Raw genomic sequence first — 25,316 nt, 5'->3', positions numbered from 1 at the left:
GATTCAGTTGTGTTACTTGACCTTCGGGTCGTTCGCTGCAGCGATCTCCACCTCGGCGGTGGCCTGGATCAGCGCCAGCAGGTCCTTGTCGAGGCCCGGTGAGAACTCCTCGCGCCGCTCGGGCGAGATCTTGATGGGGACGCCTTCCGGCATGATGGCCGTGGACAATTCGGTTCCGTCGTTCGACGGTGAAGCGCCACGGTAGAGCTTGGCCGCCTGGCTCTTGTCGTCGGCGCTGAAGGTGTACTGGATGCTCTGCAAGCCCTTGTCCAGCAGTTTCTTGACCTCAGGGAACCGTTCCGCGTTGGTCTTGGGGATCGGCAGCACCGAGCCCCAGTTCACGCCCAGGCTTTCCAGTGCTTTGGCGAACGCGTTCTCGTGCGCCTGGTCGCGGACGATCAGGTAGGAGATCGTCGAGCGGGCAGTCTTGTTGTCGGTCATCTCGTAGATGCGGCACTTCTGAAGGCGGCCGGTCGATTCCAGCATCAGGTTGTACAGCAGGTCCAGCACGAGGTTGCCGCTGTTGTAGACGTAGGAGCCCGACCATGGGTTTCCTGCGGCATCGACGGGCAGGGCGCCCTGTGCGCCGACGAGGTAGTGGTGAATGTTGCTGGTGTCCAGAGCGATCTTCAGCGGGGTCGCGCCCTTGGCTCCGGGCTTGTCGACGGGGTCCGTCTTCTTGCCGTTGTATTCGGGGGATCCGTCGAGCAAACGGGAAATGGTGGTGCCGATGAGTTCGACGTGGCTGATCTCTTCCGTACCGACGCCCTGCAACAGGTCCTTGTACGGCTTCGATGCCGGATCTCCACGAAAGTTCATGGACTGGAAAAGGTATTGCATCATGGTGCGCATTTCGCCGAACTGTCCGCCCAGGCCCTCCTGAAGGGCGTTGGCAGCGGCCGGATCCGGCTCGTCGACGGCGATGTCGTTGATCAATTGTTCGGTGTGTAGATACACGATTCTCCCTAGGACAGCAGTGCATCGAGCGTGAACGATCGGGTTGTCTGCGACGCCGAGACTTGACTGTCGCTTCTCCGCCTTCGAAGGCGTGCTGGGAATGCATCAGCACTCCGGCTATACCCCTGGATGGCAGGGAGAAACATCACATCCGACCGGAGGTCCGGTTTGGTACCGCAGTCTTCGGGGCACTCCTGCACTTGCGCGACACGGCTACCGAAGACGGCGGAGGGCAAGTAAACGTATGCATGACGAGCACGACGTAGTGGTATGGAAAGAAAACGTTCAGCGGCAGGCGTGGTGGGAATCGATTCTCGGGCTGGCTCCCGAAGCTCGGTCCCTCACAGTTTTTCCGCCTCTCGACGCGGATGACGTCGCAGCTGCGTAGTTGTGACCACCTGAATCGACTTGTGTATCCCGGCCGCCGGTTTTCCGGCGGCCGTTTCTGTTGCGTCCGGCCGGTCCCGAGCTGCCCGTCTGTCGAGCGTGCGTAGGCAAAGTTCGGGGTGTGCCGGATTTGCCCAGGCTGTAATGTCCGCCTTCATGATCAGAACAGCTGTGGCGAGGGCGGTGGCGATTGTCGGCGCAGTCGTGGTGTCGGCTGTCGGTGTACCGGCCGTGGCGCACGCGCATCACCAGGAGTTCACGCCACTACCGGTGGCGTACTCGCTGGGCGAGAATTTCTCGGTCCCGTGCAGCGGGCAGCTGACCGGTTTTGTGCACACCCCGCACGACAGGCCTGGCCAAGTCACCGTAAGCGTCACGTGCTTCCGTTCTTCTCCGGTCCGTGCCACAACGCAATCTCAGTGAACTACTTGTCCGCTGCTGGTTCGGATGGTCCCGGAAGTGGAAATCCGTCGATCCTGCTTCCCTTCGATTCCCGGGCGTTCGTTCCATTGACCGGTGAAGTCACTTTTCCGATGCCATCCGGTGGAGGCTCGGTCGTCGTCACGCCCAACGCGGTGAGCACGACATACCTGAACCCCTTGGCGAATACTGTCAGATTCACGGTCGCCTGAGATCTCTGGAATGGCAGCCCGCGTACTCGCTCACCTGACCGTTTTCGTCGGCGCGTTCACGGCAGTGTGGGCGGTGGTAGTCACGCCGGCGCGTAACTTCGCGTACGTCGCGGGAGGGGACCGCCTCGACGTCTTCGTCGGAAGTGCGGCTGCGGCGGCCACAGTGGCAGCCGTCGTGGCCGTCGTGGTGGCTGTGTTCGTGACCGGCCGTCGAACTCTTTACGCGACAACGGGTATCGGCGTCGTGCTGCTCGCGGCTGTATCTTTCGGTTCGTTCGACGTGCAGATGCATCTGCGTGCGCTCGCGGGTGGGTTGATTCTCGGTGGTTGTGCGGTGCTCGCCGGTTGTGGCAATCGTCGAACCATGCAGTGCGCGTTGGTAGTCGGTGTGCTCGCCGGCATGGTGCTGGTGCCGCACATCGAATCGAGCCCGGTCCGCTATGCCGAGTACCTCTCCAACGATTCATCCGGGCACTACATTCTCGTAGCTCTTGCGGTGTTGGCTGTTCTGTTGGCTTTTTCGAATGTCGAGGGGGTTGTCGAGCGGGTGCAGCACCGCACACGAGTGTTGACCGTGGGAGTGCTCGTCCCCGTCGGCGGTCTGGTTCTGTACTGGCTGTTCGTACGCTCGGTGGACCGGCTCGGTGCGGACGGGGCGATGCAGGATCGCTGGCTTCTGGGCATCGCCGTGGTGCCGTTGCTCGTCGGCGCGGCGTTCGCTCTGCCCCGGACGACCGGCACTGTTGTACTCGCCGCATTGGCGTTTGTGGCGGCTCCGACGACGGGTTCGATGGGATTCGCTTCTGCCGTCGTGTTCGTTGCGTTGTTGGTCGTGGGCGTCGTGGTGGGGTGGCGGCGTCCGCTTCCCCTAGTGGGTTTCCTACTGATCGCGCTGGTTGCAGCGATGGGACTGTTCGCCGATTCTCAGCTGGACGCCATCGAATCGGCAGTCACCGTAGTGATCCTGCCCGTCGCCCTTGGACTCCTTTTCTCGTCACTGCTTCCGACGAGCCCGCCGGCCTCGGTGATCGCCGTGACCACCCCGATCGCAGTGACGGTCCCGATCGTCGCCGAGTTCGGGTGGACGGCCTACACGCCGCTGACACGCGTGCCGCCTGTCTTTTCTCCGAGCGGGTGGGAGTGGACGTCGACGGCAATCAGCGTCGGTTCCGTCCTGGCCGCGGCGGGGGCGTACCTGCTTCTTCAAGCGCGCCGAGGGCGGCCGAACGGCACCACTGAGGATGTAGGTGAGGTTCCCGGAGGCTCGTAACACGGATTCGGACTGGGCGATACGTGAGTATGAATACGGTGCGCGCCACGTTCGTTGCATGTGTAATCGGAGTGATCCTGGTCGTCACGTCCGGACCCGCCAATGCGAGTCCCGGCAGTCCGTCGGCTCCGCAGTACGAGTGGCTCCCCGACTTCCTCTATCCCGTGTGGTCGTGGCTGTGGTGGTTCGGATATCTCGCCGACAAGGGTGTCAACCCGTTCCCGATCATGTTCGGATCGAGCTGAAGTCGTGTCGTTCTCGTCATCGGGAGGTCGTATGAGGATCAAGGTTGTACTCGGCGCAGGTGCACTCACTGTCGGTCTGGGTGTGTTCTTTGCGCCGACGGCGTCGGCGCAGGACGCGGGTTTCAGTGACTACCCATGCAGCGACCAATTCGCGGTCCCCTGGTCGCTGGATGCGTGGACTGGAGAGCGCAGTGCGGTGATCAGTCCGTACGGAACCGCTGACATCCGCTGCTCGTCGTTCCACGGGCAGACGTCGGCGTATCAGCTGGATCCGCAGGGGCGTAAGCATCTGTTGAATCCCTTCGGCATCCTCGGACCCACGCTGTACATCTGGGACGTCAACGGTCGTTGAGCACCCGTATTCGTCCTGCCTTTCCCTTCGGTTGTGCTCCTGTAGCGCCCTCATACGACTGGCAAGACGAAAGTCTGCGACTACCCTTCGATCATGAGCAGCGTGAGGTCTCTCCTGTGCCTTGCAGCTGTTCTGGCGGTGGTGTCTTCATCGTGCTCATCTGGTCTGAATCCGTTCGTCGACAGCGTCTCGTACCGACCACCGACCGCAACGGTGGACTCGTCCCCGGACTGTCTGGCGGAGAACATCTACACAGACCTGACCGGCCTGGGACCGTGGGATCCGGCGTTGACGTCCGATGCGTCGCCTCCGGGATACCCGCCGGCTGCGTTTGTGCCTGTTGCGGTGGTTCGCTGCGAGCGTGGCACCGACGACGCTGGGTTCATGACGGTGGATTCGGTGCGGCTCGAAGGTGACATCGACGCCGTGGATGCTGCGTTCTCTGCGAAATCGGAGCGCTTTCCCGACGGCGTGATGGCGTCGTGTGCGTATGCAATGAGTCCTCCGGTTGGTCTGTGGTTCGTCGACGACGTCGGCAAGGCGTTTCGACCGGCATGGCCGGCGAGCCCGTGCGGACTTCAGAACGCACCGATCGAGGCCCTCGCCGACCTCACCGAAGTCTCTCGCGTCTCTCACCCGACCGGTTACACCGACCGATACGACACCACGTGCGCTGCCGGTGCTTATGGATGGGAATTCGAGAACACAACACCTGAGGACGTAGCTGCCGCCGAGGAACGCGAACAGTCCCCCGACAGCACTGTGGTGCCGTCCCTGGTGATGCCGATGGACGATGTGGACAAACTCCAGTTGTGCACCGTCCCCACATCGACCGAACAGCCCCTCGACCCCTCTATCTCGGTGGTCGGACAGGCGATGACGCTCAGCCGAGAGGACAGTGCGTCGACTGTGAGATCCGTGGCGAACGCGCCCTTGGCGCCGGCCTGCGACAGACGAAGTAGCCGCATTGCGTCGACCGAATTGCGCCGTCCAGACGGCTCTGGCAGCTCGTTCGTGTCGTTCGAGCTCGATGGTTGTCAACGTGCAACCGGGTTCGGGTATTACCGCGCAATCCCCGCCGATGTGTTGTCGATCCTGACGCGAACCGAATGAAGTTACTCCAAAACTGTTGATGCGCCGTCATGCCCATGGCAAGCGTCGGTCCCACCATTGCAACCCGGCAGGTGCGTCGACTTCTATCGTTGCCTCGCGGTACCTCTCGTCGAGATGAGTGACTGCTGCCCTGAGGCGGTGGGCTTTGCGGCTGTTGCCCCGCATTATCCGTTCGAGGCGGTCTCGGGTTCCGTTGCCCGTGAACGGGCTGTCACATGCGGGACAGCCGGTCGGTCCCGCGACGATGGCCGGGTAGGTATCGAAGTTCGATGTGGGACGGCACTCGAAAGCTACGCGCCGCTCGACGCGTTCCACGCGTCGGCGCCACTGCTCGAGCAGGTCGAGGGTCCCGTTGTTCGTGCGTGGTCGCCTGCTTCTGTGCTGTACGCGGGTCATAGTCGATGCGTCATGACGGAGACGCATGCCCGGTGAGTGGATCGAGTCGTACTGTGGTGTGCGCGCTACACCGTGATGCGTCGAATATGCTGAGCCAGTGTCTATTCGGGCGCTTCTCGCCACGCAAGAGGTCGGTCCGATGTCCGCCGACCGCGGAACGTGCTCGCTTCTGCGAGTTTCATGATCTACACCCCGGTTCGCTGGGACCGAAGGTGGTGAACGTGAAGGCGCTCATGCGCCTTTCGACGTGTCGAATGAAGTCATGGGAAATTGGTACCACAGATGAGGATTGTCGGTCTACCCCACGAACGGCCCGGGACTGCCGTAACAGTTGCGTACCCGTCAGGCGGGATCCCGGCTCACGCGTGCGCAACTGTTACACCAGGACCGGTGTGCGCTTATCTCCTCGCGCTCTCGACGTCGAAGTCGTCGAGATCTGCGTGTCGTGTCATGTTCCAGTAGTCGACGATGCGCCAGGGGAGTGTGGAGACGACTCGGCCGGCGTCGTTGCGGTACCAGTTGTCCATGCCCTGGTGGGTCCAGATCATGCGGGCATGGGCGTCGTCGTGGCGTCGGACGTAGTCCTGTTCCACTTCTGGTTTGCATTCGACGGCACCGATGTTGTTGTCCGCCATGGTGCGTAGCAGGTCGACGATGTAACGCACTTGGCATTCGGCGATGGTGATGTAGCTTCCGCCGTGACCGAGCACGGTTCCCGGTCCGCAGGTGAGGAACAGGTTGGGGAAGTCGGGGACGGTGATGCCGAGGTGCGCGTGGGCGTCTTCGGGTCCCCAGAAGTCCTTGATCGATACGCCGGATCGTCCTCGAATGTCGATGGGGCTCAACAGCTTGTGAGTTTCGAATCCGGTCGCGAGGATCACGACGTCGACCTCGGCGACGTGTCCGCCCGATCCGACGACGGAGTCCGGTCCGATGGATGCGACTCCTTCGGTCACCAACGTGACGTTGTCGCGTTTGAGCGCGGCGTACCACCCGTTGTCGAGCAGCATCCTCTTGCCGAAGGGCGGGTAGTCGGGCAGAGACTTCTCGATGAGGTCCGGCCTACCGTCGAGTTCCTTCTCGACGTACCTCGTGAAGACGCGGCGGTGCGCGTCGTTGATGGCGTTGATGGAGCGGCTCGGGTTCTCCCACTCGGGATCGACCTGCAGCGACGGGTGAACGCGGTCGTTGAAGTTCCAGGCAAGCCGCACTCGGTACCACAATCGGTACAGCGGAACGGCTTCCATGAGGTAGCTGACGTCGTCGTCGATGGGTTCGAAGTAGACGTCGCTCGACGCCACCCATTGCGGTGATCGCTGGAACACCGTCGCGTGCCCCACGGTCTCGGCGATTGCGGGTAGTACCTGCATCGCACTGGCGCCGGTGCCGACGATGGCCACCCGCTCGCCTTGCAGGTCGAGGCCCTCGGGCCACTCGGCGGTGTGGAAGATGGGTCCGTCGAACGTGTCCAGTCCCGGAATGTTCGGCACCTTGGGACGATTGAGCTGGCCGGTGGCGGTGATGACGATGTCGGCCGTCAGGGTGTCGCCGTCCATCGTGGTGACGGTCCACGATTGTGTGTCCGGCTGATACACGGCGGAGTCGACCTCGGTGTCGAACCTGATCCGCTCCCGCAGATCATTTTCGGCCGCAACATCACTGAGGTACTGCCACACTTCGTCGCGCTTGCCGAAGTGTGTGGTCCAGGACCGCGGTGCGAACGAGTACGAGTAGAGGTGGCTCGGTGTGTCCACGCCCGCGCCGGGGTAGGTGTTCTCGAGCCATCCACCGCCGACGTCGGAGTTCTTCTCGAGGACGATGTGCTCGATACCGGCTTCCTGCAGCTTGATGGCGGCGAGCATGCCGGACACGCCGGCTCCGATGACGATGACCGAGAAGTCGCACTGCGTCGCAGGCGCAGAAGAATCCTGGGGCGAGGGTTCGGAGGTGAACCCCATGTCCTCGGCGACCATCTCCGCGAACTCGGGAGGGATGGATTCGCCGACGGCGGCGGAGATCATCTCGACCAACTCGTCTCCCGTCGGCGTCGGCAGTGCTGGGGGTCGTCCGTCGGTGATCGCGTCCAGTGCGGCAGCCCGGATGAGGTCGGCTACATGGGGCGCGAACCCACCGCTGTCGTTGTCGTCCATGCCGCGGCTGCGCGTCGGGCGGTACGGGTCTTCGAGCCACGTGCGGTCGCCGGTGAGTTGGTAGAGCACGGCGACGAGACTGGGCATGTTGGCCGCGTCGAGTGCTCGGACCAGCCGATCTCTTCTCAGTGCAGTCGGGGCTGTGACGGTCACCGGAACCTCCTTCGTGGCACGAGTCGCACGGGCCTCTCGCAAACTAACCACAGTTAGGCAAATTCACGCAATAGGTGAACAATGTGGGATTTTGACCCTTGACAATGTGGCTTGCGCCACACAATGCTGTCACCACTACCTAACAGTGGACAGGCGAAGGGAACTCCCCATGGAACTCACCGAGGCAATGCGCACCACCGGAACGTGTCGGCGCTACTCGACCGAGCCGGTACCCGACGAGGTGTTCAAGAGCGCGTTCGACGTCGCCCGCTTCGGTCCGCAGGGCGGCAATCGTCAGCCGGTCCGGTGGATCGTCGTCCGTGACGCTGCGCGCAAGCAAGCACTCGCGGATCTGTATCTCCCCATGTGGGACGCCTACTTCGCCGGCATCACCGGTGGCACCGTCGCGGTGGGGGCCTTGCCGAAGACTGTGCAGGATGCGGACTATTTCGCCCGTCACCTTGCGGAGGTTCCCGCGATCGTGGTTGTCTGCGCCGCGATGGACGGGCTTCATCCCACCGATCACGAGCTCGGCCGACTCTCCGTCGTCGGCGGTGCGTCGATCTACCCCACTGTGCAGAACCTGTGCCTGGCGCTTCGCGATCAAGGCGTCGCGACGGCCGTCACCACCCTGCTGTGTCACGAAGAGCCGGCTGTCCGCGCAATGCTGGAGATCCCCGACGAGTACATCACCGCCGCGCACATCACCGTCGGCTACCCGGAGAAGAACTTCCCGAAGAAGCTGACGCGCAGCCCGGTCGAGGAAATCGTTGCGCTGGAGACCTTCTCGCAGCCGATGTTCGATCTGTCCCCCGCACTGTAGAGATTCCCCGCACTTAAAGATCTCAGGAGCCCACCGTGCCCGGACCCGCCCCCCAGCACAGAGCCGCTATCGGCCGCGCGACCATCGGCGATCAACTTCGTCGCCACGCGCGAACCCAACCCGACAAGACGGCGTTCATCAGTTACGACGCAGCAGGTGCCCGTGTGGTCACCACCTACGCGGACCTCGACACACGCGCCAATCGATTCGCCAACCTGCTTCTCGATCTGGGCGTCGGGCACGGTGACCGCGTCGCGTCGATGGCGCGCAACAGCGTCGACGTCGTCGTCGCGTACTACGGCACGCTCAAGGTCGGTGCCGCGTTCACGGGCATCAACGTGCTCTACCGGGGGCCGGAGGTGAAGCACCAACTCGAGCACGCGGAGCCGACGGTGATCGTCGCCGATCCCGAGTTCCTCGACGTCATCGAGTCGGTGAAGCCGGATTCCGCGACGCTCGTCGGGTTCGGGGCCCACTACGACGAGCTCACCGCGAACACGGCCACCACGGAACCCGACGTCGACATGGACGAGAACGACGTCGCGATGGTCATCTACACCTCGGGTACCGAGGCAGCGCCCAAGGGCGTGATGATTCCGCACCGGAACTTCCTGATCTCGACGGCTCCGGCATGGAGTTGGGGACTGCGGACGGGGCCGGAGGACACGTGGCTGTTCGTCATGCCGTTCCACACCATCGCCGGCTTGGGTTCGATGACGACGTTGACGTTGATGGGGGCGACGCTGGTCCTGCCTGCGACGGCCGATCCGACGAGGTCGCTGCAGATCATCGCCGACGAGAACATCTCCGTCATCGCGCAGACTCCGACGTTCTATCTGGCGCTGGCGCGGGAGGCGAGCTTCGGGCCTGCCGCCGTCGGGCAGGTACGACGCTGTCTCACCTACGGTGGTCAGGTCTCTCCGCACACCATCACCGCGTGGGCTCAGGCTGCGCCGGAGGCGATCTGGGGAACGTATTGGGGTCAGTCGGAGCTGTCTCAGCTGGGTTCGGTCGGCTGGTTCACCACTCTCGACGACATTCCGGGCGGTGATGCTTCGTGGATCGGCAAGCCGGTCACGCACCTCGAGATCAAAGTGGTCGACGCGGAGGGCAACGAGGCGGAGATCGGTGAACTGCTGTGCCGGACACCGTCGGTGATGCTCGGGTACTTCAAGGACGAGGCCAAGACGGCTGATGTCTTCGCAGACGGCTGGGTGCACACCGGTGACATGGTGCGCATCGACGCCGACGGAAATCTGTTCTTCTACGATCGTATGAAGGACATGATCAAATCCGGAGGTATGAACGTGTCGTCCCAGGAAGTCGAGCGCGCCCTGCACGCGCACCCGGACGTGCTGCGCGCTGCCGTCGTCGGGATGCCGGATCCGTACTGGTCCGAGGCCGTCACGGCGTTCGTCATCGCGGCGGAGGGGTCGACGCCGGATCCGGTTGCGCTGATCGAGCACTGCCGGACGTCGCTGGCTTCGTACAAGGCGCCGAAGGCCGTGCACGTCATCGAGGAGCTCCCGGTGGATGCGCAGGGCAAGATCCTCAAGCGTGAACTGCGGAAGATGAGTGTCGCGACGGAGGTCGGGTGACCGCGCCCGACGAATCGGAGGTGGCGGTCCCTCGCCAGATCCGCACCAGGCGCCGCAAGGAAGACATCGCGGCGAAAGCCGCCGAGATCTTCGCGCGCGACGGGTACGCGAACGTCGGGATGCGCGATATCGCCGACGCCGTGGGCATCAAGGGCGCCAGCCTGTATCACCACTTCCCGTCCAAGGAAGACATCCTGTTCGCTGTTTGCCTGACGGTCACGCAGGTCCCGGTGGAAGAGACTCTTCCGCTGCTCGACGCGCCGGGCACACCGACCGAGCGAATGTCCTCACTGGTGCGCGCACATCTGGTGCATCTCAATTCTCGACGCGTCGAGTACATCGTCGGTTTGCACGAATTAGCGTCGTTGACAACGGAACACCGAGCCATCGTCGAGGACTATCGCCGTCAGTATCAGCGTCGCGTGCGCGACGTGGTGGCAGCGGGGATGCGCACAGGTGAGTTCACGGTGCCCGATGCGCGGCTCGCCTCGTTCGCGTTGACGGACATGCTGAACGGAATCAGCAACTGGTTCCACGACGACGGTGAACTGAGCATCGAGGACGTCGCGGACAACTACGTCGAACTCGCTGTTCGCCGCCTTCTGGGTGCCCGCGCATGACGGTTCACGGGCAGTGCCTTGCAGAGTTCAGCGGTGTGCGAGATGCTCTGGCCGCCAACATCGATTCGGGTGACGAGCTCGGTGCGTCGGTCGTCGTCGACATCGACGGCAGGCGCGTCGTCGATATCTGGGGCGGGTACCGCGACGTGGACCGAACGACGGAGTGGACCGAGGACACGATCACCAACGTCTGGTCGACGACGAAGACCGTCACCAGTCTGGCGGCGCTGATGCTGATCCATCGTGGATTGCTGGACCCGTATTCGCCTGTTGCGCAGTACTGGCCGGAGTTCGCCGCCGCGGGGAAGGACCAGATCGAGGTACGGCACCTGATGTCGCATACCTCCGGCGTCTCCGGGTGGGATAGGCCGTTCTCCACCGAGGACATGTACGACTGGGACTTGGCGACGTCGAAGCTCGCGGCTCAGGAGCCGTGGTGGGATTCCAGGACTACATCCGGCTATCACGCCGCCGATCAGGGACATCTGATCGGGGAGCTGATACGACGCGTCACCGGAAAGTCGTTGCGCTCGTTCGTCGCCGACGAGATTGCAGGGCCACTGGGCGCGGACTTCCAGATCGGGGCGGACGAGAAGGACTGGCACCGCATCGCCGACGTCGTACCGCCGCCGCCACCGGCCGCGGACACGTACTCCGATCCGCTGAGGATCAGGCGTCGAACATTCCTCGGCCCACTCGTTCAGGCTGCGTCCGCGAACACGCCCGACTGGAGACGCGCGGACATGGGTGCGGTCAACGGCCATGGCAATGCTCGATCGGTCGCCCGGATCCTGTCGGTGATCTCGCGGGGCGGTGAAGTGGACGGCGTGCGCCTGCTGGGGCCGGACGTGATCGATTTGATCTTCCAGGAGCAGAGCAACGGAATCGACCTCGCTCTCGGCGTGCCCCTGAGATTCGGTATCGGCTTCGGACTCCCGCAACTGGACACAGTGCCCTACATCCCGGACGGGCGCATCTGTTTCTGGGGAGGATGGGGCGGATCGCTCATCGTCATGCACCCGGATACCCGAATGACGTTCTCGTACATGATGAACAAAATGGGCCCGGGTATCATCGGCTCGGATCGTGCCGAGCAGTACCTCCGGGCGACGTATGCTGCAGGCGGTCGAGAGGTCATATAAAGATAGTTGGCACACTAGGGTGTGTTCGTGACGATCGGTGAACGGCCCTGGGCAGTCCCTCCAGCGTGGTGGCGTCGCGGCGAGGCCGTGCATGGCCGGACTCCGGTGGCGAGAAGCAAGGTGCGGGTGCGGGAGTCATCGGTCGTGCAGGGGCTGGTCGGAGATGCGACGCGTATCGGCGACGCCATCCGCCACCCCGATACCGACGCAGTCTCGGCTGCAGCGGGTCTGGAGTTTCTCGACGCGCATTCGCATGGCACGGCGCCAACAGCGCGCGCCATTGCTTTTGCGTTCAGGGCCACGATCGATCACACCAACTACAAGCAGAGTGTTCCTTTCGTCGACGAGGTCATCGTCACCAGGGGAGCAGCGTTCGCTGCCGAAGTGATCGTCGCCGCGGCCGGTATGCGGGTCGACATGAGGTCGGAGCGGAGTTCTCGCGGTAACGTCCTGACGATCTGGGTAACCGGACGCCGCGATATGGACATGCTGAACTTCGGCATAGGAGACACGCACTCTCGTGTGCGGACCGCGGTCGCCGCACTGCCGGACGAGGAGTACCGGCGCGTCGTCGATGTCCTGGCAACGCTGAGAGGCGCCAGCTATGCACGTGACCTGTCGATCTCGTTCCTCCTGCCGACCGAGTCCAGCTGGGTCGAGGAGGACTTGGCTGCTGCTTCGGGTCTCCCTCGGTATCACGAGCAAGACCACATGCCGCTGCTGGCGTGTGTCACTTCCGCCCGTGATGTCGAACGAATACTCGACGCGCACAGGACACGCGACGACGCGATGTGGAGTCTCGGGATGCGGATGAATCTCGTGCACGCGATCTGCGCGAACCTTGGCCCTGGCGTCGAACCACTTGTCGGAGAGCTTTTCGACGGAAACTTGTCCTCGCAGAACAAGAAGCGATGTGCTGCGATTCTCGCCGAGTTCGACACCGATGACGGGTTCCTCGAACTGGTCGAACGTCTCGGTCGCAAGTACGTCGAGCCCGCTGTCCTGGCAGCGATGGAAGCCGCGCCGTTCCGCGCTCACCGTTTGCTCGGTGCCACAGCGGGCCCGAAGGCGGCACGACTGAAATTGGATCTCGAACGGCTCCACCCCGACCTTTCCGGGGACCGCGATGAGAACGAGCCGTCGGTACCGCAGGCGGGCCCCGTGCCGACCCTGCTTACCGAACCGCCGTGGACGGGTGATCGTAGACAAGCCCGCATGCCCGTCCTCGACCTGGAGGCTCCGCGCGATGCGTTGACCGTCACGTGGCTTCAGGACGAACGAGACCACTTCGCAGAACCTGAGCCGGACTACCCGATGTATCTCGGTCGTCGTACCTGGTCGGACATTCTCCGTCCCGTCGCGGAAGGTTCCGACGCCTACCAGTTGTACGAGATCTCGCGCGGTCCAGAAGAACTACTACGACCGCTGCTTGCCGACGCCGCGATCCCGCGCTGGATCTTTCGCCCCGAGGCCGATCTCCGGCGGCTGTTGGTCCGATTCGGCGACGACGCAGTGGATTACGTCTTCCGGGTGGTGGTAACCAGGCCGACGTTCAGCGCATCGGTGCTGCTGCCGGTGACGGGGTCTTCGGTGGCTTCGACTATGGCGACCTGGCTCGGCTCGAAAGCCATGCGGCCGGTCGCCTTGCAGTGGTTCGATCGGCATATCGACAGTGCAGCGCCAGTCGTAGTCGTGGCCGCATCGGGGAGATCGAGTGATGCGAGGAAAGCTGCCCTCGCAGCACTTCGCACGCTCGCGAAGCGTGGGCACCGCGACGCACTGGTTGCGGCAGCGACCGAGTTCGGATCCTCGGCTGCCGCTGCCGTCACCGCGTTCGTGGACTCGGACCCGCTGTTCGATCTACCGACGCGAACACCTACCTTGCCCGCATGGCTGGATCCCGCTTTGCTGCCCACTGTCACTTTGGTCGACAGTAAAGAGCCGTTGCCTCCGGAGGCGGTCGGGAACATCTGCACGATGTTCGCGTTGTCGAAGTTGGACGAGGTATATGCCGGCGTTGCGGTGGTTCGCACGCTCGTCGCTCCCGGCAGTCTCGAGTCACTTGCATGGGATCTGTTCGAACGTTGGTCCAGCGCTGGATGTCCCGATGCGCAACGGTGGTGCTTGGACGCGCTCGGAATAGTCGGAGACGACGAAACTGCACGGCGTCTGGCGCCGTTCGTGCGGAAATGGCCGCTGCAGTCCGCACACCGGCGAGCAGCGGCGGGGTTGGACGTGCTCGCCGCAATCGGAACCGATGCGGCGCTCGGACACATCTGGGCGATATCGCAGGGGTTGCGGTTCCCGGCTCTACGCGCGAAAGCCGACGCTCGGATTCGGCAGATCGCAGACGAACTGGCCCTCACCCCGGCCGATCTCGCGGACCGACTCATTCCCGATCTGGGCCTCGACGCCGACGGCACAACGATGTTCGACTATGGGTCGAGGTCGTTCACGTTGTCGCTGGACCATGCGTTGAAGATCGCCATCACCGACAGCAACGGGAAAACGCGCGCTCGAATGCCGCGGCCAGGTCCCGACGATGCGGATGAAGCGGCTGAGGAGTTCAAGCGGTACACCACGTTGCGACGGGACCTCGACGCAGCGCGCGGCGAGCTGATCCAGCGCTTCGAACGCGCCATGGTCACCGGCCGCAGGTGGACATACGGGCAGGTTCGACGGCATCTCGTCGGACACCCGGTGGCATGGCAGATCGTGGGTCGGCTCGTGTGGTCCACCGACAGCGGCGACCAGTTCGCTTTCTCGGCCTCACGGAACGCAGTGCGTCGGGATGGGTCCGACCTGAGCATCGACGACGCCGACGACGTATTCGTCATCCACCCCGTCACAATGGGTGTCGAGATCGAGTTGTGGCGACTTGCCTTCGCTGATGCTCACCTGGTGCAGCCTTTCGAGCAGGTGGACAGGGACGTCTTCCGCGACGATGTGTCCTCGGGATTGGCGGTGTTGGACAACACCAAGGTTGCAACTTCTCAATTGCTCGCGTTGGAGCGGCTCGGGTGGGAACGCGAAGAACCGCAGGACAAGGGCGCGCAGATCTCTATCAGCAAGCGAGTCGACGAGGACACGGTCGCTGTCATCCTGGCTTTCCCTGGATTCAACGTGGCGAGCCCGGCTATGTGGGCCGAGCAGAAGATAGTCCAGGCATTCGTCACCAACCCGAACATCGGGATGGTCGATGCGTCCGAGTTGCTCCGCGATGTGTCGACTCTCGCGTACGAGCCGATCACCGGCGATGAACCGGACTTGCAGGGTCCGTGACGGAAACGCGTGGACACACTGTGCTGCGAAGGTCTCCGGCGCCGTGCGTCGGGGCAACGCTCGAGGCCATCGTGGGGGAGCGATGTGGTGGGACCACGCTCGGTGTCGCGGTAGCACTGGTCGGTACTGTCATACGGTGACCGACAGCGGGCTGCTCGATCGAATCAGGACCATTTCGGTGGTCGTCACCATCGTTGCGGTGGGAGTCGTGGTCGCAAGCTTCATCCCGTCGGGGGAGACCGGTCCGTCCACCACCGGGAATTTCGTCAGCGCGCCGGTCGACGTGTCCGCGGACATCCCGGGGTGCGACACCGTCGAACCTCCGGTGGAGGACGAGGGCGAGTTGTTCGCCACGTCTTCCTTCGGAGGGGACAGCACCTACGACAATCCTGATTTCCCGTGGTTCACCACTGCCAAGGCCGCGGCGATGTCCGAGGCCGTGCGGGCAGCATTGCCGGCCGACGTCGAGATCGATGTGGCTGCACCCTCCAATTCGCTGAACTTCGCTCCTGTCACCGATTTCGGCGACAGTGAGTTCGATCCGATGACCACCGCGCACGCGGAGTTGACGCGTGACGGTGTCACGGCGTTCGTGTCGGTCAACGTCGGGCCGTCGAGTGATGGTGTGCCCCCATGTGTCGCGGGCGCTCTCGAACGGCGCGATATCGACGCCGACGGAACCGTCGTCGACAGTGGTGACTCATGGTACGAAATCGACGGCGTGCGGACCTACTCACGCTCGGCCACCGCCTATCGCGAGGACGGCACGCGCGTCAGCGTGTATCAGAGTGCCGGTTCGTCGCCGGCGATGCCGCTGGAGCAACAAGAAGCTGCGGCCATTGCTTCGATACCGGAGCTGGCGATGTCGGCTCCATCTCCGGCGGAAAGCCCGGTGCTCCAGGTCGATTGCTCGGTGTATCCGCCGGGCGACGGAACGGTGAAAGATCTGAGCCGCGAGGCCGTGGATGCAGCGAACGCAGCATTCACTGCGAGTTGGGCGGCAATTCGGGACGCACCGGCGTTGGACCGCCCCATCGGATCATTGGTCCCGGACGGTTTCGGGTCGGGAATCTGCACCGACGTGGGCGTCGGGGACGGCACCATTCGATTGGCGGTGTCGGTTGCCGGCGGACAACCCCTCCCGACTGCCCCGGACCCTTACGATCCATCCTTTTACGGCCAACTACCGGTTCTCCGAACGCTGCCCGACGGATCGGTCGTCGAGTTTCTGGACACGGACATCACTCAGATGATGACGTCCGAGGACGGTACCGGGCTGTTGTCGCGATCGGTGACGGTCACTCGCCCGTCCGGTGTGCAGGTGTCGGCGCGGTCGACGGTCGAGATCGCCGCAGGGGGACGAGCGCCCCTGACGCTTCCCGAGCCTCTGTCGGCGGAAGTGCTCGACGCCGTCGCCAACACCCCGATCGGACAGTGGCCGTGAGCAGAGCACGCAAGGACACGCTGCGGACCGCAGTAGCAGTGGTGGTCGCCGTGGCTGCCGTCGCGGCAGCGGGCGTCGCCCTCACTCGGACCACCCCCGATGCGCCCACCGACGATGCGTCGGTGGGCGACTGGGCCGAGTACAGCGAAGTGGAGTCCGCGACCACCACCGAGGCCTCGCCCGGTCCCGCGCACACACCGGAATGGTCGACCGACGCGTCGGCCGCGTACGGGCGTGACTTCGCAGCCTTGCGTGCGCCTTCGGCGGGGCTGTTGTTCGATTCCAGCCTCTACGGCGTCGTCGACGGTGGCGACGTGCTGATCACCGCCGTCGGCTTGCCCAACCCACGAACGTACTCGTTCGATTCGCCGAAGTTGCTGGGAATCGACGCCGGTGACGGCACCGTGCGCTGGTCGGCGTCGCCCGGAGGTGTCGACACCTGCGCAAGTCGACTCACTCGCGGAGAACTGGTGTGCCTGGATTCGTACGCGGACGTGCCGGCCATCGTCGCCATCGATGCGCAGGATGGGGCCCTGCGCCGAGTTCCCCTGCCGCAGGGTTGGTTCACCTACGGGATCGAGTCCGACGGCGAATCGGTGTTCATCCTGGAGGGCAACCCGGAGGACGGTGAATCGGTCCTGCACGGTGGCAGCGTCGACGCGTTGGCCGGCGCCTGGTCTCTACCCGTCACCGGGTTCGCCACCTGGGACGGTATCGAGTCGACATTGATACACGTGCACGACGATCGGGGCGTCATCACTCTCGGTAGCGACGCCGAGTTCTTCGATACGGTGACGGGATCGGCCGTCGACAGCCTCGAATTACGTTCGCAAACAACAGTCTTCGACACGGACTCCGACACCGAGGTATGGAAGCTGGAGGATCCGTACGCGGTCGAGAAGACGATCGGACAGACTGTCTACTCCCAGGACGGCAGTTCGATCATCGCTGCTGACCGTGAAACCGGGGATGTGTTCTGGGCGTGGTCACTGCCAGTGGATGTCGACGGGTTCACTGCGTCGGGAACGGTTGTGGAGGCGGAATCCGGGGTGTACTTCGTGAGCTCCAGCTCGATCGTCAAGCTCGTCGAATGAGACGGTGATCGTTTTTGGACCATGCTGTCCCGGCATGCCGATCGGGAGCTTTCTACAGATCCAGTCCCGGTGACGACGCGAGAGCAACGAGCGTGTCGACATCGATTCCTTCGCCGAAGCCGAACTGCACGCGCGTGTTCGACGGCCGGAGCACGCTCACGTACTCGGACGGTCGTGCACCGGCGGCGAACTCGTCGGACCAGCGGGTGACGACACCCCCGTCGGGCAAAGTTGTTCCGTTCACCCTGGGGCTGCTCGACTCCCCAGCGTCACGCCATGCGCTACCCTCTTGGACCGAGATGTCCACGGTCAACTCGGACGGTCCCGACGGCGTCACGACAGTGACACTGGTGCAGGCACTTCCACTGCCGGATCTGCCGGGGAGGAGGTCGTTCAGCGGACGGTCTGTGCGGGCGTCGGGGAAAAATCTTGCCCATCGGTCGGCAAGGGCGCTGCCGATGCGTTCTATCTGTTCCCTCGGCAGAGGCGGAACAGGGTTCTCACGTGACGAGCCGCAGTCACGACGCGGCAGCGGAGTTCCATCGGGCACCGTCGCGCTGACACGTAATTCCGGATTCGAGACGATGTCTCGGAGCTCGCCGACCTCGAGTGGGAGCGCCGCATTCTCGCCGTCGTTCGACATCGTTGCACCGACGATGGTGTCCGCGAAATACGCAGTTGCATACCGGCGATGCGTCGGCTCGCCGTCAAGCACAGAGACTGCGTCTGACGTGTCGACGACGGTACCGCCGGGGAGTGTAGTTCGTTCGTCGAGCTGCTCCGCGACACACGCGGGTACCCCGCGGTCCCACTCCTGGACCGACACCCTCAGGCGCGCGGAGACACCGGATTTTTCGACGATGCCCGAGGCCGTGCTGTCGCCGCTGATGTCCTCGACGGTGATTCCGTCCGGTAGCGATGCGTCGGACGGATAAACATCGATCGGCTGGAACACCAACGAGGTCGACGGAGCCGCGAACTGCAGTTCGACTCCAGTGGGCAGTGATTCGATCAACGCATCCGACATCGCCGTCGCCTTGGATGCCGTCAGCCACGGATAGTCAGGATTGTCGTATTTACCGCCATACGTGCCGATGGCGAAGGAGACACCGTCTTGGGCGGGCTGGACCACATCGCAGCCAGGTATCGCCATGGCGTCGGGCTGTGGGTTGTTGGTCGCACCGGCAATCGCCGTCCCGCCGGTCACTATAGCCGCCACGACCAGGACGTCGATCCACACGCCACCGCGTCGCCGGGTATCTCGCACCAGCAAAGCTTAGCCCGTAGAACAGCGCGTATCGGTCATCGTGCGAGGGAGGGACCGTCGGGTACATCGGGAAATGGGCAGCGTCGGGGCTTCTGCTCGGCGCGCTAGGGTCACTGCATGAAACCTGCTCTCGCGGTTCTGGCGTCGGTGAGTGGTGTGTTCGTCGTCGCGCTGCGAATGACGATGGAGGGCAGTGTCGGGTCGGGTGTGGTGTGTGCGGTTGTGGCTTTCGCGGCGGCTATGGTCCTCGGTGGCAGAACTGCTTGTGCAGCTGCGGTGTTGGGTGTTCTGATTCTGGCTGTTCCGTTCTCGGAACCGGTGACGGGCGTTGCTGCGGGTTTGGTGGTCGGTGGTCTTGCCTCCGGACTTGCCGGGACCCGAGCAGCGCTGGGCGCGTTGGTGGTCGGCACCGTCGCGGGCTTCGCGTTGTCACCGATGTTCGAGTCGATCCCGCGGCGGTATGCCGATTACCTCCCGGAGCCGGTCGTACCGACGACCCACTACGTCGCGATGGGCGTTTTCGCGGTGCTGTTGCTTGCGGCGTTCTGGGCTGGCCTCTTCCAGTCGGCGGAAACAGGTGACCCGATCACGGCTGCGGATCGACGACGGTTCATCGTCGCCGGACTCGGGCTGCCGGCGTGCATTGTGGCTGCTTCGTCGTTCGATTTCTTCGAGCGGTGGCCACTTGCCCTGCTGATGATCGTCGTGTTCGTCGGTGCGGCGTTCGTGTTGCCCGGGTCGACGGGCATGGTGGTGCTCGCGGCGCTGGTGACTCTGGCGTCGGTGGTGTCTCCGGTGTACGGGTCCGAGTCCGGCGTCATCTTGCTGGCCGCTCTGCTCGCAGGTCTTGGGGTGGGGTGGAGGTGGTCGCGACCTGTGGTTGCGTTGGCGCTGTTGGCTGTCGGGGTCGTCGCCGAGGCGTTGGGCGTATTCCTCATGGGGATGGTGTTCGTGCCGTTGGCGTTGGGGATGTTGTATGCGTCGGTGCGTCCGTCGAATGCTCCGGCGACGGTAATTGCCGTCACCGCGCTCCCGCTTGCAGCGGCAGTACCGATCACCGTCCAGTACGGGTGGACCGCGTACACCCCCCTGACCAGTGCATTGACTTCCCCCTATTCATGGCTGTGGGCGACGTCGTTGGTCGCTGTCGCCGCATCGGCCGTCGGCGTGATGGTGCTGCAGCGGAGACGGAACGGCAGCGTGTAGTTCAGCTCCGTCGTTCCCGGGGAAGAACGGCGGCGAATCGGAGAAGAAAGTCACGGATGACGACGAGTGTGGTGTCGTCGTAGTCGGTGAGCGCGGTTTCGAGCTCGGTGGATGCCCGGCGTATGAACGGGTCGATTCGTTCGCGCGCGAGCGGCGTGGAGCGCAATGCCACGCTTCGCCTGTCGGTGCTTTCCCGGCTGCGGCGCACGAGCTCCTGCCTTTCGAGGCGATCGATCAGTGCGGTCGTCGCCCCGGAGGTCAACCCGATCCGGGCTGACAGCACAGCGGGAGACAGTGGTGTGCCTTCGTTTTCGGCCCAGATGATCTCGCCGAGCGCGTTGCCGTCGCTGGTCGGCAGGTTCATCCAGCGAGCCAGCTGATACGCGGACTCCTGGTAGCTCACCGCATAGTGACGAAGCGCTTCGAGCGTTTCGGTTCTCACTGTCGACATCGGTCGATCCTTTCGGCCAGGCGGTGATCAGGCGCGCAGAAGCGGATAGTCCGCAAGCGTCGGAACCTGCTTCTCGTGCGTCAGCAGGTTGGCTTGAAAGAACCGGCGTACCGGTGCCGAAGCCGCGACCTTGTATGCCGAATGCAAGGCTTTCACACCCATTTTCGACGACGGGTGGAGTAGCCGAGCGCTCCCTCGTCGCATTCCTTGCGCGCTGTCTGCGTACGCGCGCATCTGCTTCTCGTAGCGGCTGAACGCTTCTCGATGGTTGTCGGGGTTGGCTGTGAGTTCGCCGGTAAGGATATGTGCCCCGACGAGGGACAGTGTGGTGCCCATGCCGGTCGGGCCGGATCCCCATGCAGCGTCGCCGATGAGCGCGACGCGGCCCTTGCTCCACGTGGAAACGAGTACCTGTTCCATACGCTGGGTGTAAAAATCTTGCGGCCGCTCGTGAAAGCCGTCGAGGATGCGTCCGGTTTGCCAGCCCGCTCCGCGGAATCGCTCCGTCAGGATGTGCAATTGGGCATCCACCGGTAAGGATTCGAATCCGAAGGGCTCGGATTCGAAGGACAGAGTCGCTCGTATCGTGCCCTCGTTGTCGGGCCGCAGCGTCGCGACGCGACCTCCGCCGGCAGTGCACCAATCCCAGGTATCGACATCGGTGGGTAGTCGATCGATGGTGCCGTACGTGATGCTGACCCCGAAATCCCGCAGCGTGGTCTCGTCGTCGAACACGATGCGTCGGGTCCGAGAGCTACGGCCCTCGGCGACGAGTACAAGATCGAAGCGTTCGGCGCCGCCACCGTCGAAGGTGACGTCGACACCGGACGAGTCTTGCTCCACACCGACGACATAGTCGCCGAACCGCTGATCCACCTCGCGGGGAACGATGTCGACGAGAATCTGTGCGAGCCGTCCGCGGAGGATCTCGATCTCTGCGGTCGGTCCGTCCTGGCCCTCCTCGCGAGGAAACACCGCGTGGGGCGTACCGTGCCGGTCGACGAACCGCGTGCCCTGCTCGCCGGTCAAATTTTCCAGAATGGTGTTCTCGACGCCCATCCGACGTATCACCTCGCGCCCGAGTCCGCGTATGTCGATGTTCTGCCCGGTCTCGCGCGGAGCTGGAGATCGCTCGAGAAGGGTGACGTCGAATCCGGCTCTGGCCAGACCCCATGCCAAGGTGGGTCCGGCGATGCTCGCGCCGGTGACGAGGACCCGCGTGGGCCGTTGATCCGATCTCGACATGGTGTTCCTCCCGCGAACCGCCTAGGTATCGCTGTGACGAAGTTACTTCACTGTGGAGGTACTTGCCCGGTTGCAGGTCTCCGCAAACCCGCCGACGTGAACGTGCTTGAGAAGTATCGCGACGAGCTCAGTCATCGCACGCGATTACCCTCCCCGCACCGCCTCGTCGATCATTGCGCCTACGGCGGCGGCGCCGACCGAGGTCATGATCGTTCCGGCGTGATCGAGTCCGGCCAACGGGCGGACGGAGGTCATGTCGACGGCCTCGATGTTCTGCGGTGAGTACATCGGCGGAGAATCGGCTCCGACGCTCCACTGCGCGTGCAGGAATCGAATGGGCACCGTCAGTTCCTCGAACCTCGAGTGGCCGAAGAACACGTCCGTGGCGTCTGCGACGACTGCATCCGCCGACAGCCGGACGGCGCCGTCGACCAGGTCGTGTTCGGCGTACCGACGTAACAGCGGGTCGGCTGGGTCGAGTAGGGGCAACGACGTCGAGACCAAGAATTGGATGTAGTCGTCGACGCTGTTCCACTGCTGCTGTGTTCGAGCGATCCTGTCCCCGAACACTGCTGCAACGTTCTCTCGTGTCAGACCCTCGGGCGGTCCTACCGGCACGCCGCCGTCGACGAGGACGAGGCTCTTCACTCTGGACGGGTAGCGGGCTGCGAACTCGACCGCCACGAACGCACCCATCGACATTCCGCACACGTGCACGGCATCCTGGCCCAGTGCATCGACAACCGCGTCCAGGTCTTCGGCGTGCTGAGCCAGTGATGACGGGCCTGTGACGTCCGCACTGTCACCCCTCCCGCGCAGATCCGGTGCGACGAGTGTCAGGTGCGGAGCCTCCGCGTGCAGCCAACCCCACAGTGTGCGCTGGCTGGAGACCCCGTGCACCACGAGAATGGGTTCGGTGGTGCCGGAGAGAGTCTCGACGGCGATGTTCCCGCCCGCTACAGGTACCTGATCGATGGACATGTCCGACACGTTATCGGCTGGAAACGAAGGAGAGCGGTGAACCGGTCAGCTAGGCGGTGGGGGCTGAGCGCCCAGTGAGCGGCACGTTCTCGGCGAGGAAGGCGAGCTGGTCGCGAATCACTGCCGAAAAGAGTAAATCGACATAGGGATCGAAGTGACCGCCGGTATAGGTGCGGACCGTGGCTGTGCGGATCTTCTGCGCAGCACGGAGGGCGACCGAGGCGGGAGTCACCGTGTCCTCGGACATGATCTGCACCAACGTGGGGCAGCCGATCGCCGACGCCGTTCGGCCGGGCGAGTACAAACCGATTTTCAGCAGAATCCGAGCTGCCACGGTCTGGGGATAGTCACCGTGGGTGAGGCCGGATTCCTGCATCATCCGATCGCGCCCGGCGTTCGCATCCGGCGAGACCATCACAGCGCGCGTTCCAGGCAGGCCGACACTGTCGATGTAATGCGGTGACTTCTTGCGAAGTGCTCGAACGACGTCCTTGACGGCCGAGGGCAGGACACGCAGCGTGTGCCGGAATCCGACTGCACGGACGGCGGCGATCCCGTCGATGTGGGGTACCTGCGCGATGACAGCGGCAAATTCGACGCCGGTGCCCGCGAGGGTGAGTACGTGGCCTCCGGCGAAGGACGTTCCCCATCCGACGATCCTGCTCGAATCGACTCCGTCGAGCGTCCGCGTGAAGGCGACGGCTGCACGCCAGTCGTCGAGTTGTTTCGGTACATCGAGCAGTTGTCGTGGTTCGCCGTCGCTGTCACCGAAGTGCCGGTAGTCGAATACACACACGACGTAGCCTGCGGCGACGAAACGTTCCGCGTACGCGTAGAGGCGCATTGCCCGGGGTGTGCCGAATCCGTGTGCCATGACGATCGCCGGAAGCGGTGTTGCGCTCGCTTCCTGGGGGCGAAATACGGTAGCTGCGCAGCGAATACCGGCGGAGGTGAACGAAGCTTCGGTGCGGGTGAATTTGGAACGTTCGTGGGTGGTCATCGAGTATCTCCTTGCGATTCGCGATGAGCGATTCAGTGTTTGAACGGGTTCAAGGTCTTGCCCAGGAAGTACCCGAGCCGGGTGGGAATCGGCTTCGCGGCGGCTGCGGTCACCTTGTTCACGACGCCCGGTATGCACACCGGTTTGCCCGCCTCGACTGCCCGCCAGCCTTCCCGCACAACGGCTTCGGGGTCTTGCCACAGAATCGACGGTAGTTTCGAGGTGGCTGCATCGCGTGTCCCCATGACATCGTGGAACTCGCTGTGGGTGAAGCCCGGGCAGAGAGCGGTGACGTGGACGCCGTACGGACGAAGCTCCATGTCGAGAGCTTGCGAGACATCGAGGACGTAGGACTTGATGCCGGTGTAGAGCAGGCTGGCTGCCGGCGGCATGAAGGCAGCCAACGACGACAGATTCACGATCCGTCCGTATCCGCGTTCCTTCATGCCGGGGACGGTCAGGTGTGCGAGTTCGGTGACAGCGGTGATCATCACCTGGATCTCGGCGGCGAGCGCGTCGAACGGGGCGTCCGCGAACGACGAGTTGCCCGACATGCCTGCGTTGTTGATCAAGATGTCGACGTCGATGCCGAGGGAGTTCGTGCGTTCGATGATCGTGCGCGGGGCGCTGCTGTCGGTCAGGTCGGCGACGACGACGTCGCAGCGTACGTCGTGCCGCTTCGCCAGTTCGTCCGCAAGTGCGACGAGCCGTTCCTCGCGACGTGCAACGAGAACGAGGTTGTGTCCTTCCGCGGCCAAGTGGCGCGCGAATTGCGCGCCGATGCCAGCCGATGCTCCTGTGATCAGCGCTGTTCGTCCGGTCGTGCTCATTGCAGGCCCCCGTCTCTTGAATGGTCTTCAAGAACGGTAGCAGTGTCTTGATGGGCGTTCAAGATAGAATGTCGGGCATGCCCAAGAACCGCGGACTGCACGACAGGGAGGCGAAGCGGGCCGAGATCATCGGCGTCGCTCGCGAGCTGTTCGTGACCGACGGTTTCGAGCGCACATCCGTCAGTCGATTGGCCAAAGCCGTCGGCATCACGCCTAACACCTTGTATTGGTATTTCGAGGACAAGGACGACATCCTGGTCGCCGTTCTGACGGCGATCGTGGCCGAGGATGCAGCGGACTACGCCGACATCGCCGATCGCCCTCTCGCCGAACGTCTCGAATGGCTTGTCGAGCGATTACAACGGGTGGGTCCGTTGGTGTCCACCGTGCACGAACGCGCGACCAAGTCCGATGTCATCAACATATGGCACAACGGCTTTCACGCGTATGCCGAATCGATCTTCGCTGTCGACGTAGCCGCCTCGGGCTTCGCCGGGCGGGAGGCAGATGCAATGATCCGCATCGGGACATTTGTCGTCGAAGGTCTTCTGACGCACGCGCCGTCGCCCGCCGCGACGCGGGCTGTGATCGACCAGCTCGTCACTGCGATGTCTCATGGCCGTGTTCCAGGCGGCTGACCGCGGGTCGACTCGATTACCGACGGAGTTCGGGTGGGGA

22 protein-coding genes are annotated in these 25,316 nt (G+C 63.7%); 14 read left to right on the top strand and 8 right to left on the bottom strand.

Features of this window, described 5'->3' with window-relative positions:
* Positions 1-12 precede the first annotated feature (12 nt).
* On the bottom strand, positions 13-957 hold the full coding sequence (locus CH293_RS07310) for a manganese catalase family protein (protein WP_037111795.1): 945 nt from the start codon (positions 955-957) through the stop codon (positions 13-15).
* Positions 958-1,500: 543 nt separating this feature from the next.
* Here CH293_RS07310 and CH293_RS28500 point away from each other — a divergent pair.
* The 5 genes from CH293_RS28500 to CH293_RS07285 all read left to right on the top strand — a co-directional run bounded on the left by CH293_RS28500 (position 1,501) and on the right by CH293_RS07285 (position 4,956).
* Complete coding sequence (locus tag CH293_RS28500; protein WP_255122749.1) at positions 1,501-1,767, top strand: hypothetical protein; 267 nt, start codon at positions 1,501-1,503, stop codon at positions 1,765-1,767.
* Between the two features lie 219 nt (positions 1,768-1,986).
* Positions 1,987-3,246 (top strand): hypothetical protein, encoded by a 1,260-nt coding sequence (locus CH293_RS07300; protein WP_094719820.1) that lies wholly within the window; start codon positions 1,987-1,989, stop codon positions 3,244-3,246.
* A gap of 29 nt (positions 3,247-3,275) precedes the next feature.
* Positions 3,276-3,491 carry a hypothetical protein gene (locus tag CH293_RS07295; RefSeq protein ID WP_037111791.1) on the top strand — a complete coding sequence of 72 codons (216 nt, stop codon included), beginning with the start codon at positions 3,276-3,278 and terminating at the stop codon, positions 3,489-3,491.
* A 31-nt stretch (positions 3,492-3,522) separates the two neighbouring features.
* On the top strand, positions 3,523-3,843 hold the full coding sequence (locus tag CH293_RS07290) for a hypothetical protein (RefSeq protein WP_037112196.1): 321 nt from the start codon (positions 3,523-3,525) through the stop codon (positions 3,841-3,843).
* 93 nt (positions 3,844-3,936) lie between these two features.
* Positions 3,937-4,956 (top strand): hypothetical protein, encoded by a 1,020-nt coding sequence (locus CH293_RS07285; protein ID WP_094719819.1) that lies wholly within the window; start codon positions 3,937-3,939, stop codon positions 4,954-4,956.
* Positions 4,957-5,750: 794 nt separating this feature from the next.
* On the opposite strand, the gene CH293_RS07275 is transcribed toward CH293_RS07285, so the two are convergent.
* The gene (locus CH293_RS07275) at positions 5,751-7,655 is read right to left on the bottom strand and encodes an NAD(P)/FAD-dependent oxidoreductase (protein ID WP_094719817.1); all 1,905 of its coding nucleotides are present in this window, start codon (positions 7,653-7,655) and stop codon (positions 5,751-5,753) included.
* 169 nt (positions 7,656-7,824) lie between these two features.
* Between CH293_RS07275 and CH293_RS07270 the strand changes: the two genes are divergently transcribed.
* From CH293_RS07270 to CH293_RS07240, 7 genes are all read left to right on the top strand, one after another.
* Entirely contained in the window at positions 7,825-8,478 is a 654-nt protein-coding gene (locus CH293_RS07270) for a nitroreductase family protein (protein ID WP_020110594.1), read from the top strand.
* A gap of 35 nt (positions 8,479-8,513) precedes the next feature.
* Positions 8,514-10,076 carry a class I adenylate-forming enzyme family protein gene (locus CH293_RS07265; RefSeq protein WP_094719816.1) on the top strand — a complete coding sequence of 521 codons (1,563 nt, stop codon included), beginning with the start codon at positions 8,514-8,516 and terminating at the stop codon, positions 10,074-10,076.
* Positions 10,073-10,696, top strand: a complete 624-nt coding sequence (locus CH293_RS07260) for a TetR/AcrR family transcriptional regulator (RefSeq protein ID WP_094719815.1) — start codon at positions 10,073-10,075, stop codon at positions 10,694-10,696. The genes CH293_RS07265 and CH293_RS07260 overlap by 4 nt, the downstream gene beginning before the upstream one ends.
* Positions 10,693-11,838 (top strand): serine hydrolase, encoded by a 1,146-nt coding sequence (locus CH293_RS07255; RefSeq protein ID WP_094719814.1) that lies wholly within the window; start codon positions 10,693-10,695, stop codon positions 11,836-11,838. Before CH293_RS07260 ends, CH293_RS07255 begins: the two co-directional genes overlap by 4 nt.
* Before the next feature lie 27 nt (positions 11,839-11,865).
* Positions 11,866-15,120 carry a DUF4132 domain-containing protein gene (locus CH293_RS07250; protein ID WP_141217153.1) on the top strand — a complete coding sequence of 1,085 codons (3,255 nt, stop codon included), beginning with the start codon at positions 11,866-11,868 and terminating at the stop codon, positions 15,118-15,120.
* Positions 15,121-15,256: 136 nt separating this feature from the next.
* Positions 15,257-16,564: a hypothetical protein gene (locus tag CH293_RS07245; RefSeq protein WP_255122748.1), complete on the top strand. Its 1,308-nt coding sequence runs from the start codon at positions 15,257-15,259 to the stop codon at positions 16,562-16,564.
* Entirely contained in the window at positions 16,561-17,658 is a 1,098-nt protein-coding gene (locus CH293_RS07240; RefSeq protein WP_255122747.1) for a hypothetical protein, read from the top strand. Before CH293_RS07245 ends, CH293_RS07240 begins: the two co-directional genes overlap by 4 nt.
* A gap of 52 nt (positions 17,659-17,710) precedes the next feature.
* Here CH293_RS07240 and CH293_RS07235 read toward each other — a convergent pair whose 3' ends face one another.
* Positions 17,711-18,925, bottom strand: a complete 1,215-nt coding sequence (locus CH293_RS07235; RefSeq protein WP_141217152.1) for a hypothetical protein — start codon at positions 18,923-18,925, stop codon at positions 17,711-17,713.
* A gap of 117 nt (positions 18,926-19,042) precedes the next feature.
* Between CH293_RS07235 and CH293_RS07230 the strand changes: the two genes are divergently transcribed.
* Positions 19,043-20,131 (top strand): hypothetical protein, encoded by a 1,089-nt coding sequence (locus tag CH293_RS07230; RefSeq protein ID WP_094719810.1) that lies wholly within the window; start codon positions 19,043-19,045, stop codon positions 20,129-20,131.
* A gap of 1 nt (position 20,132) precedes the next feature.
* Here CH293_RS07230 and CH293_RS07225 read toward each other — a convergent pair whose 3' ends face one another.
* The 5 genes from CH293_RS07225 to CH293_RS07205 form a co-directional block, all read right to left on the bottom strand.
* The gene (locus CH293_RS07225) at positions 20,133-20,582 is read right to left on the bottom strand and encodes a MarR family winged helix-turn-helix transcriptional regulator (RefSeq protein ID WP_241483853.1); all 450 of its coding nucleotides are present in this window, start codon (positions 20,580-20,582) and stop codon (positions 20,133-20,135) included.
* Between the two features lie 27 nt (positions 20,583-20,609).
* The gene (locus CH293_RS07220; RefSeq protein ID WP_094719809.1) at positions 20,610-21,827 is read right to left on the bottom strand and encodes an FAD-dependent monooxygenase; all 1,218 of its coding nucleotides are present in this window, start codon (positions 21,825-21,827) and stop codon (positions 20,610-20,612) included.
* 144 nt (positions 21,828-21,971) lie between these two features.
* Entirely contained in the window at positions 21,972-22,808 is an 837-nt protein-coding gene (locus tag CH293_RS07215; protein ID WP_255122745.1) for an alpha/beta fold hydrolase, read from the bottom strand.
* A 49-nt stretch (positions 22,809-22,857) separates the two neighbouring features.
* Positions 22,858-23,808, bottom strand: a complete 951-nt coding sequence (locus tag CH293_RS07210; protein WP_094719807.1) for an alpha/beta hydrolase — start codon at positions 23,806-23,808, stop codon at positions 22,858-22,860.
* 32 nt (positions 23,809-23,840) lie between these two features.
* The gene (locus CH293_RS07205; RefSeq protein WP_094719806.1) at positions 23,841-24,638 is read right to left on the bottom strand and encodes an SDR family oxidoreductase; all 798 of its coding nucleotides are present in this window, start codon (positions 24,636-24,638) and stop codon (positions 23,841-23,843) included.
* Between the two features lie 77 nt (positions 24,639-24,715).
* Here CH293_RS07205 and CH293_RS07200 point away from each other — a divergent pair, with 77 nt between their 5' ends.
* On the top strand, positions 24,716-25,276 hold the full coding sequence (locus CH293_RS07200; protein ID WP_255122744.1) for a TetR/AcrR family transcriptional regulator: 561 nt from the start codon (positions 24,716-24,718) through the stop codon (positions 25,274-25,276).
* Positions 25,277-25,316 lie beyond the last annotated feature (40 nt).

It is taken from the genome of Rhodococcus sp. 14-2470-1b (assembly GCF_002259415.1).
Taxonomy (GTDB): domain Bacteria; phylum Actinomycetota; class Actinomycetes; order Mycobacteriales; family Mycobacteriaceae; genus Rhodococcoides.
The sequence above is the reverse complement of the archived record's forward strand: the minus strand, read 5'-3'. Positions and strand labels throughout refer to the sequence as shown.

Bases quoted from the DNA above. Each gene is read 5' to 3' on its own strand.
- CH293_RS28500 (WP_255122749.1), top strand. From the start codon at position 1,501: ATGATCAGAACAGCTGTGGCGAGGGCGGTGGCGATTGTCGGCGCAGTC.
- CH293_RS07300 (WP_094719820.1), top strand. From the start codon at position 1,987: ATGGCAGCCCGCGTACTCGCTCACCTGACCGTTTTCGTCGGCGCGTTC.
- CH293_RS07295 (WP_037111791.1), top strand. From the start codon at position 3,276: ATGAATACGGTGCGCGCCACGTTCGTTGCATGTGTAATCGGAGTGATC.
- CH293_RS07290 (WP_037112196.1), top strand. From the start codon at position 3,523: ATGAGGATCAAGGTTGTACTCGGCGCAGGTGCACTCACTGTCGGTCTG.
- CH293_RS07285 (WP_094719819.1), top strand. From the start codon at position 3,937: ATGAGCAGCGTGAGGTCTCTCCTGTGCCTTGCAGCTGTTCTGGCGGTG.
- CH293_RS07270 (WP_020110594.1), top strand. From the start codon at position 7,825: ATGGAACTCACCGAGGCAATGCGCACCACCGGAACGTGTCGGCGCTAC.
- CH293_RS07255 (WP_094719814.1), top strand. From the start codon at position 10,693: ATGACGGTTCACGGGCAGTGCCTTGCAGAGTTCAGCGGTGTGCGAGAT.
- CH293_RS07230 (WP_094719810.1), top strand. From the start codon at position 19,043: ATGAAACCTGCTCTCGCGGTTCTGGCGTCGGTGAGTGGTGTGTTCGTC.
- CH293_RS07225 (WP_241483853.1), bottom strand. From the start codon at position 20,582: ATGTCGACAGTGAGAACCGAAACGCTCGAAGCGCTTCGTCACTATGCG.
- CH293_RS07220 (WP_094719809.1), bottom strand. From the start codon at position 21,827: ATGTCGAGATCGGATCAACGGCCCACGCGGGTCCTCGTCACCGGCGCG.
- CH293_RS07215 (WP_255122745.1), bottom strand. From the start codon at position 22,808: ATGTCCATCGATCAGGTACCTGTAGCGGGCGGGAACATCGCCGTCGAG.
- CH293_RS07210 (WP_094719807.1), bottom strand. From the start codon at position 23,808: ATGACCACCCACGAACGTTCCAAATTCACCCGCACCGAAGCTTCGTTC.
- CH293_RS07205 (WP_094719806.1), bottom strand. From the start codon at position 24,638: ATGAGCACGACCGGACGAACAGCGCTGATCACAGGAGCATCGGCTGGC.
- CH293_RS07200 (WP_255122744.1), top strand. From the start codon at position 24,716: ATGCCCAAGAACCGCGGACTGCACGACAGGGAGGCGAAGCGGGCCGAG.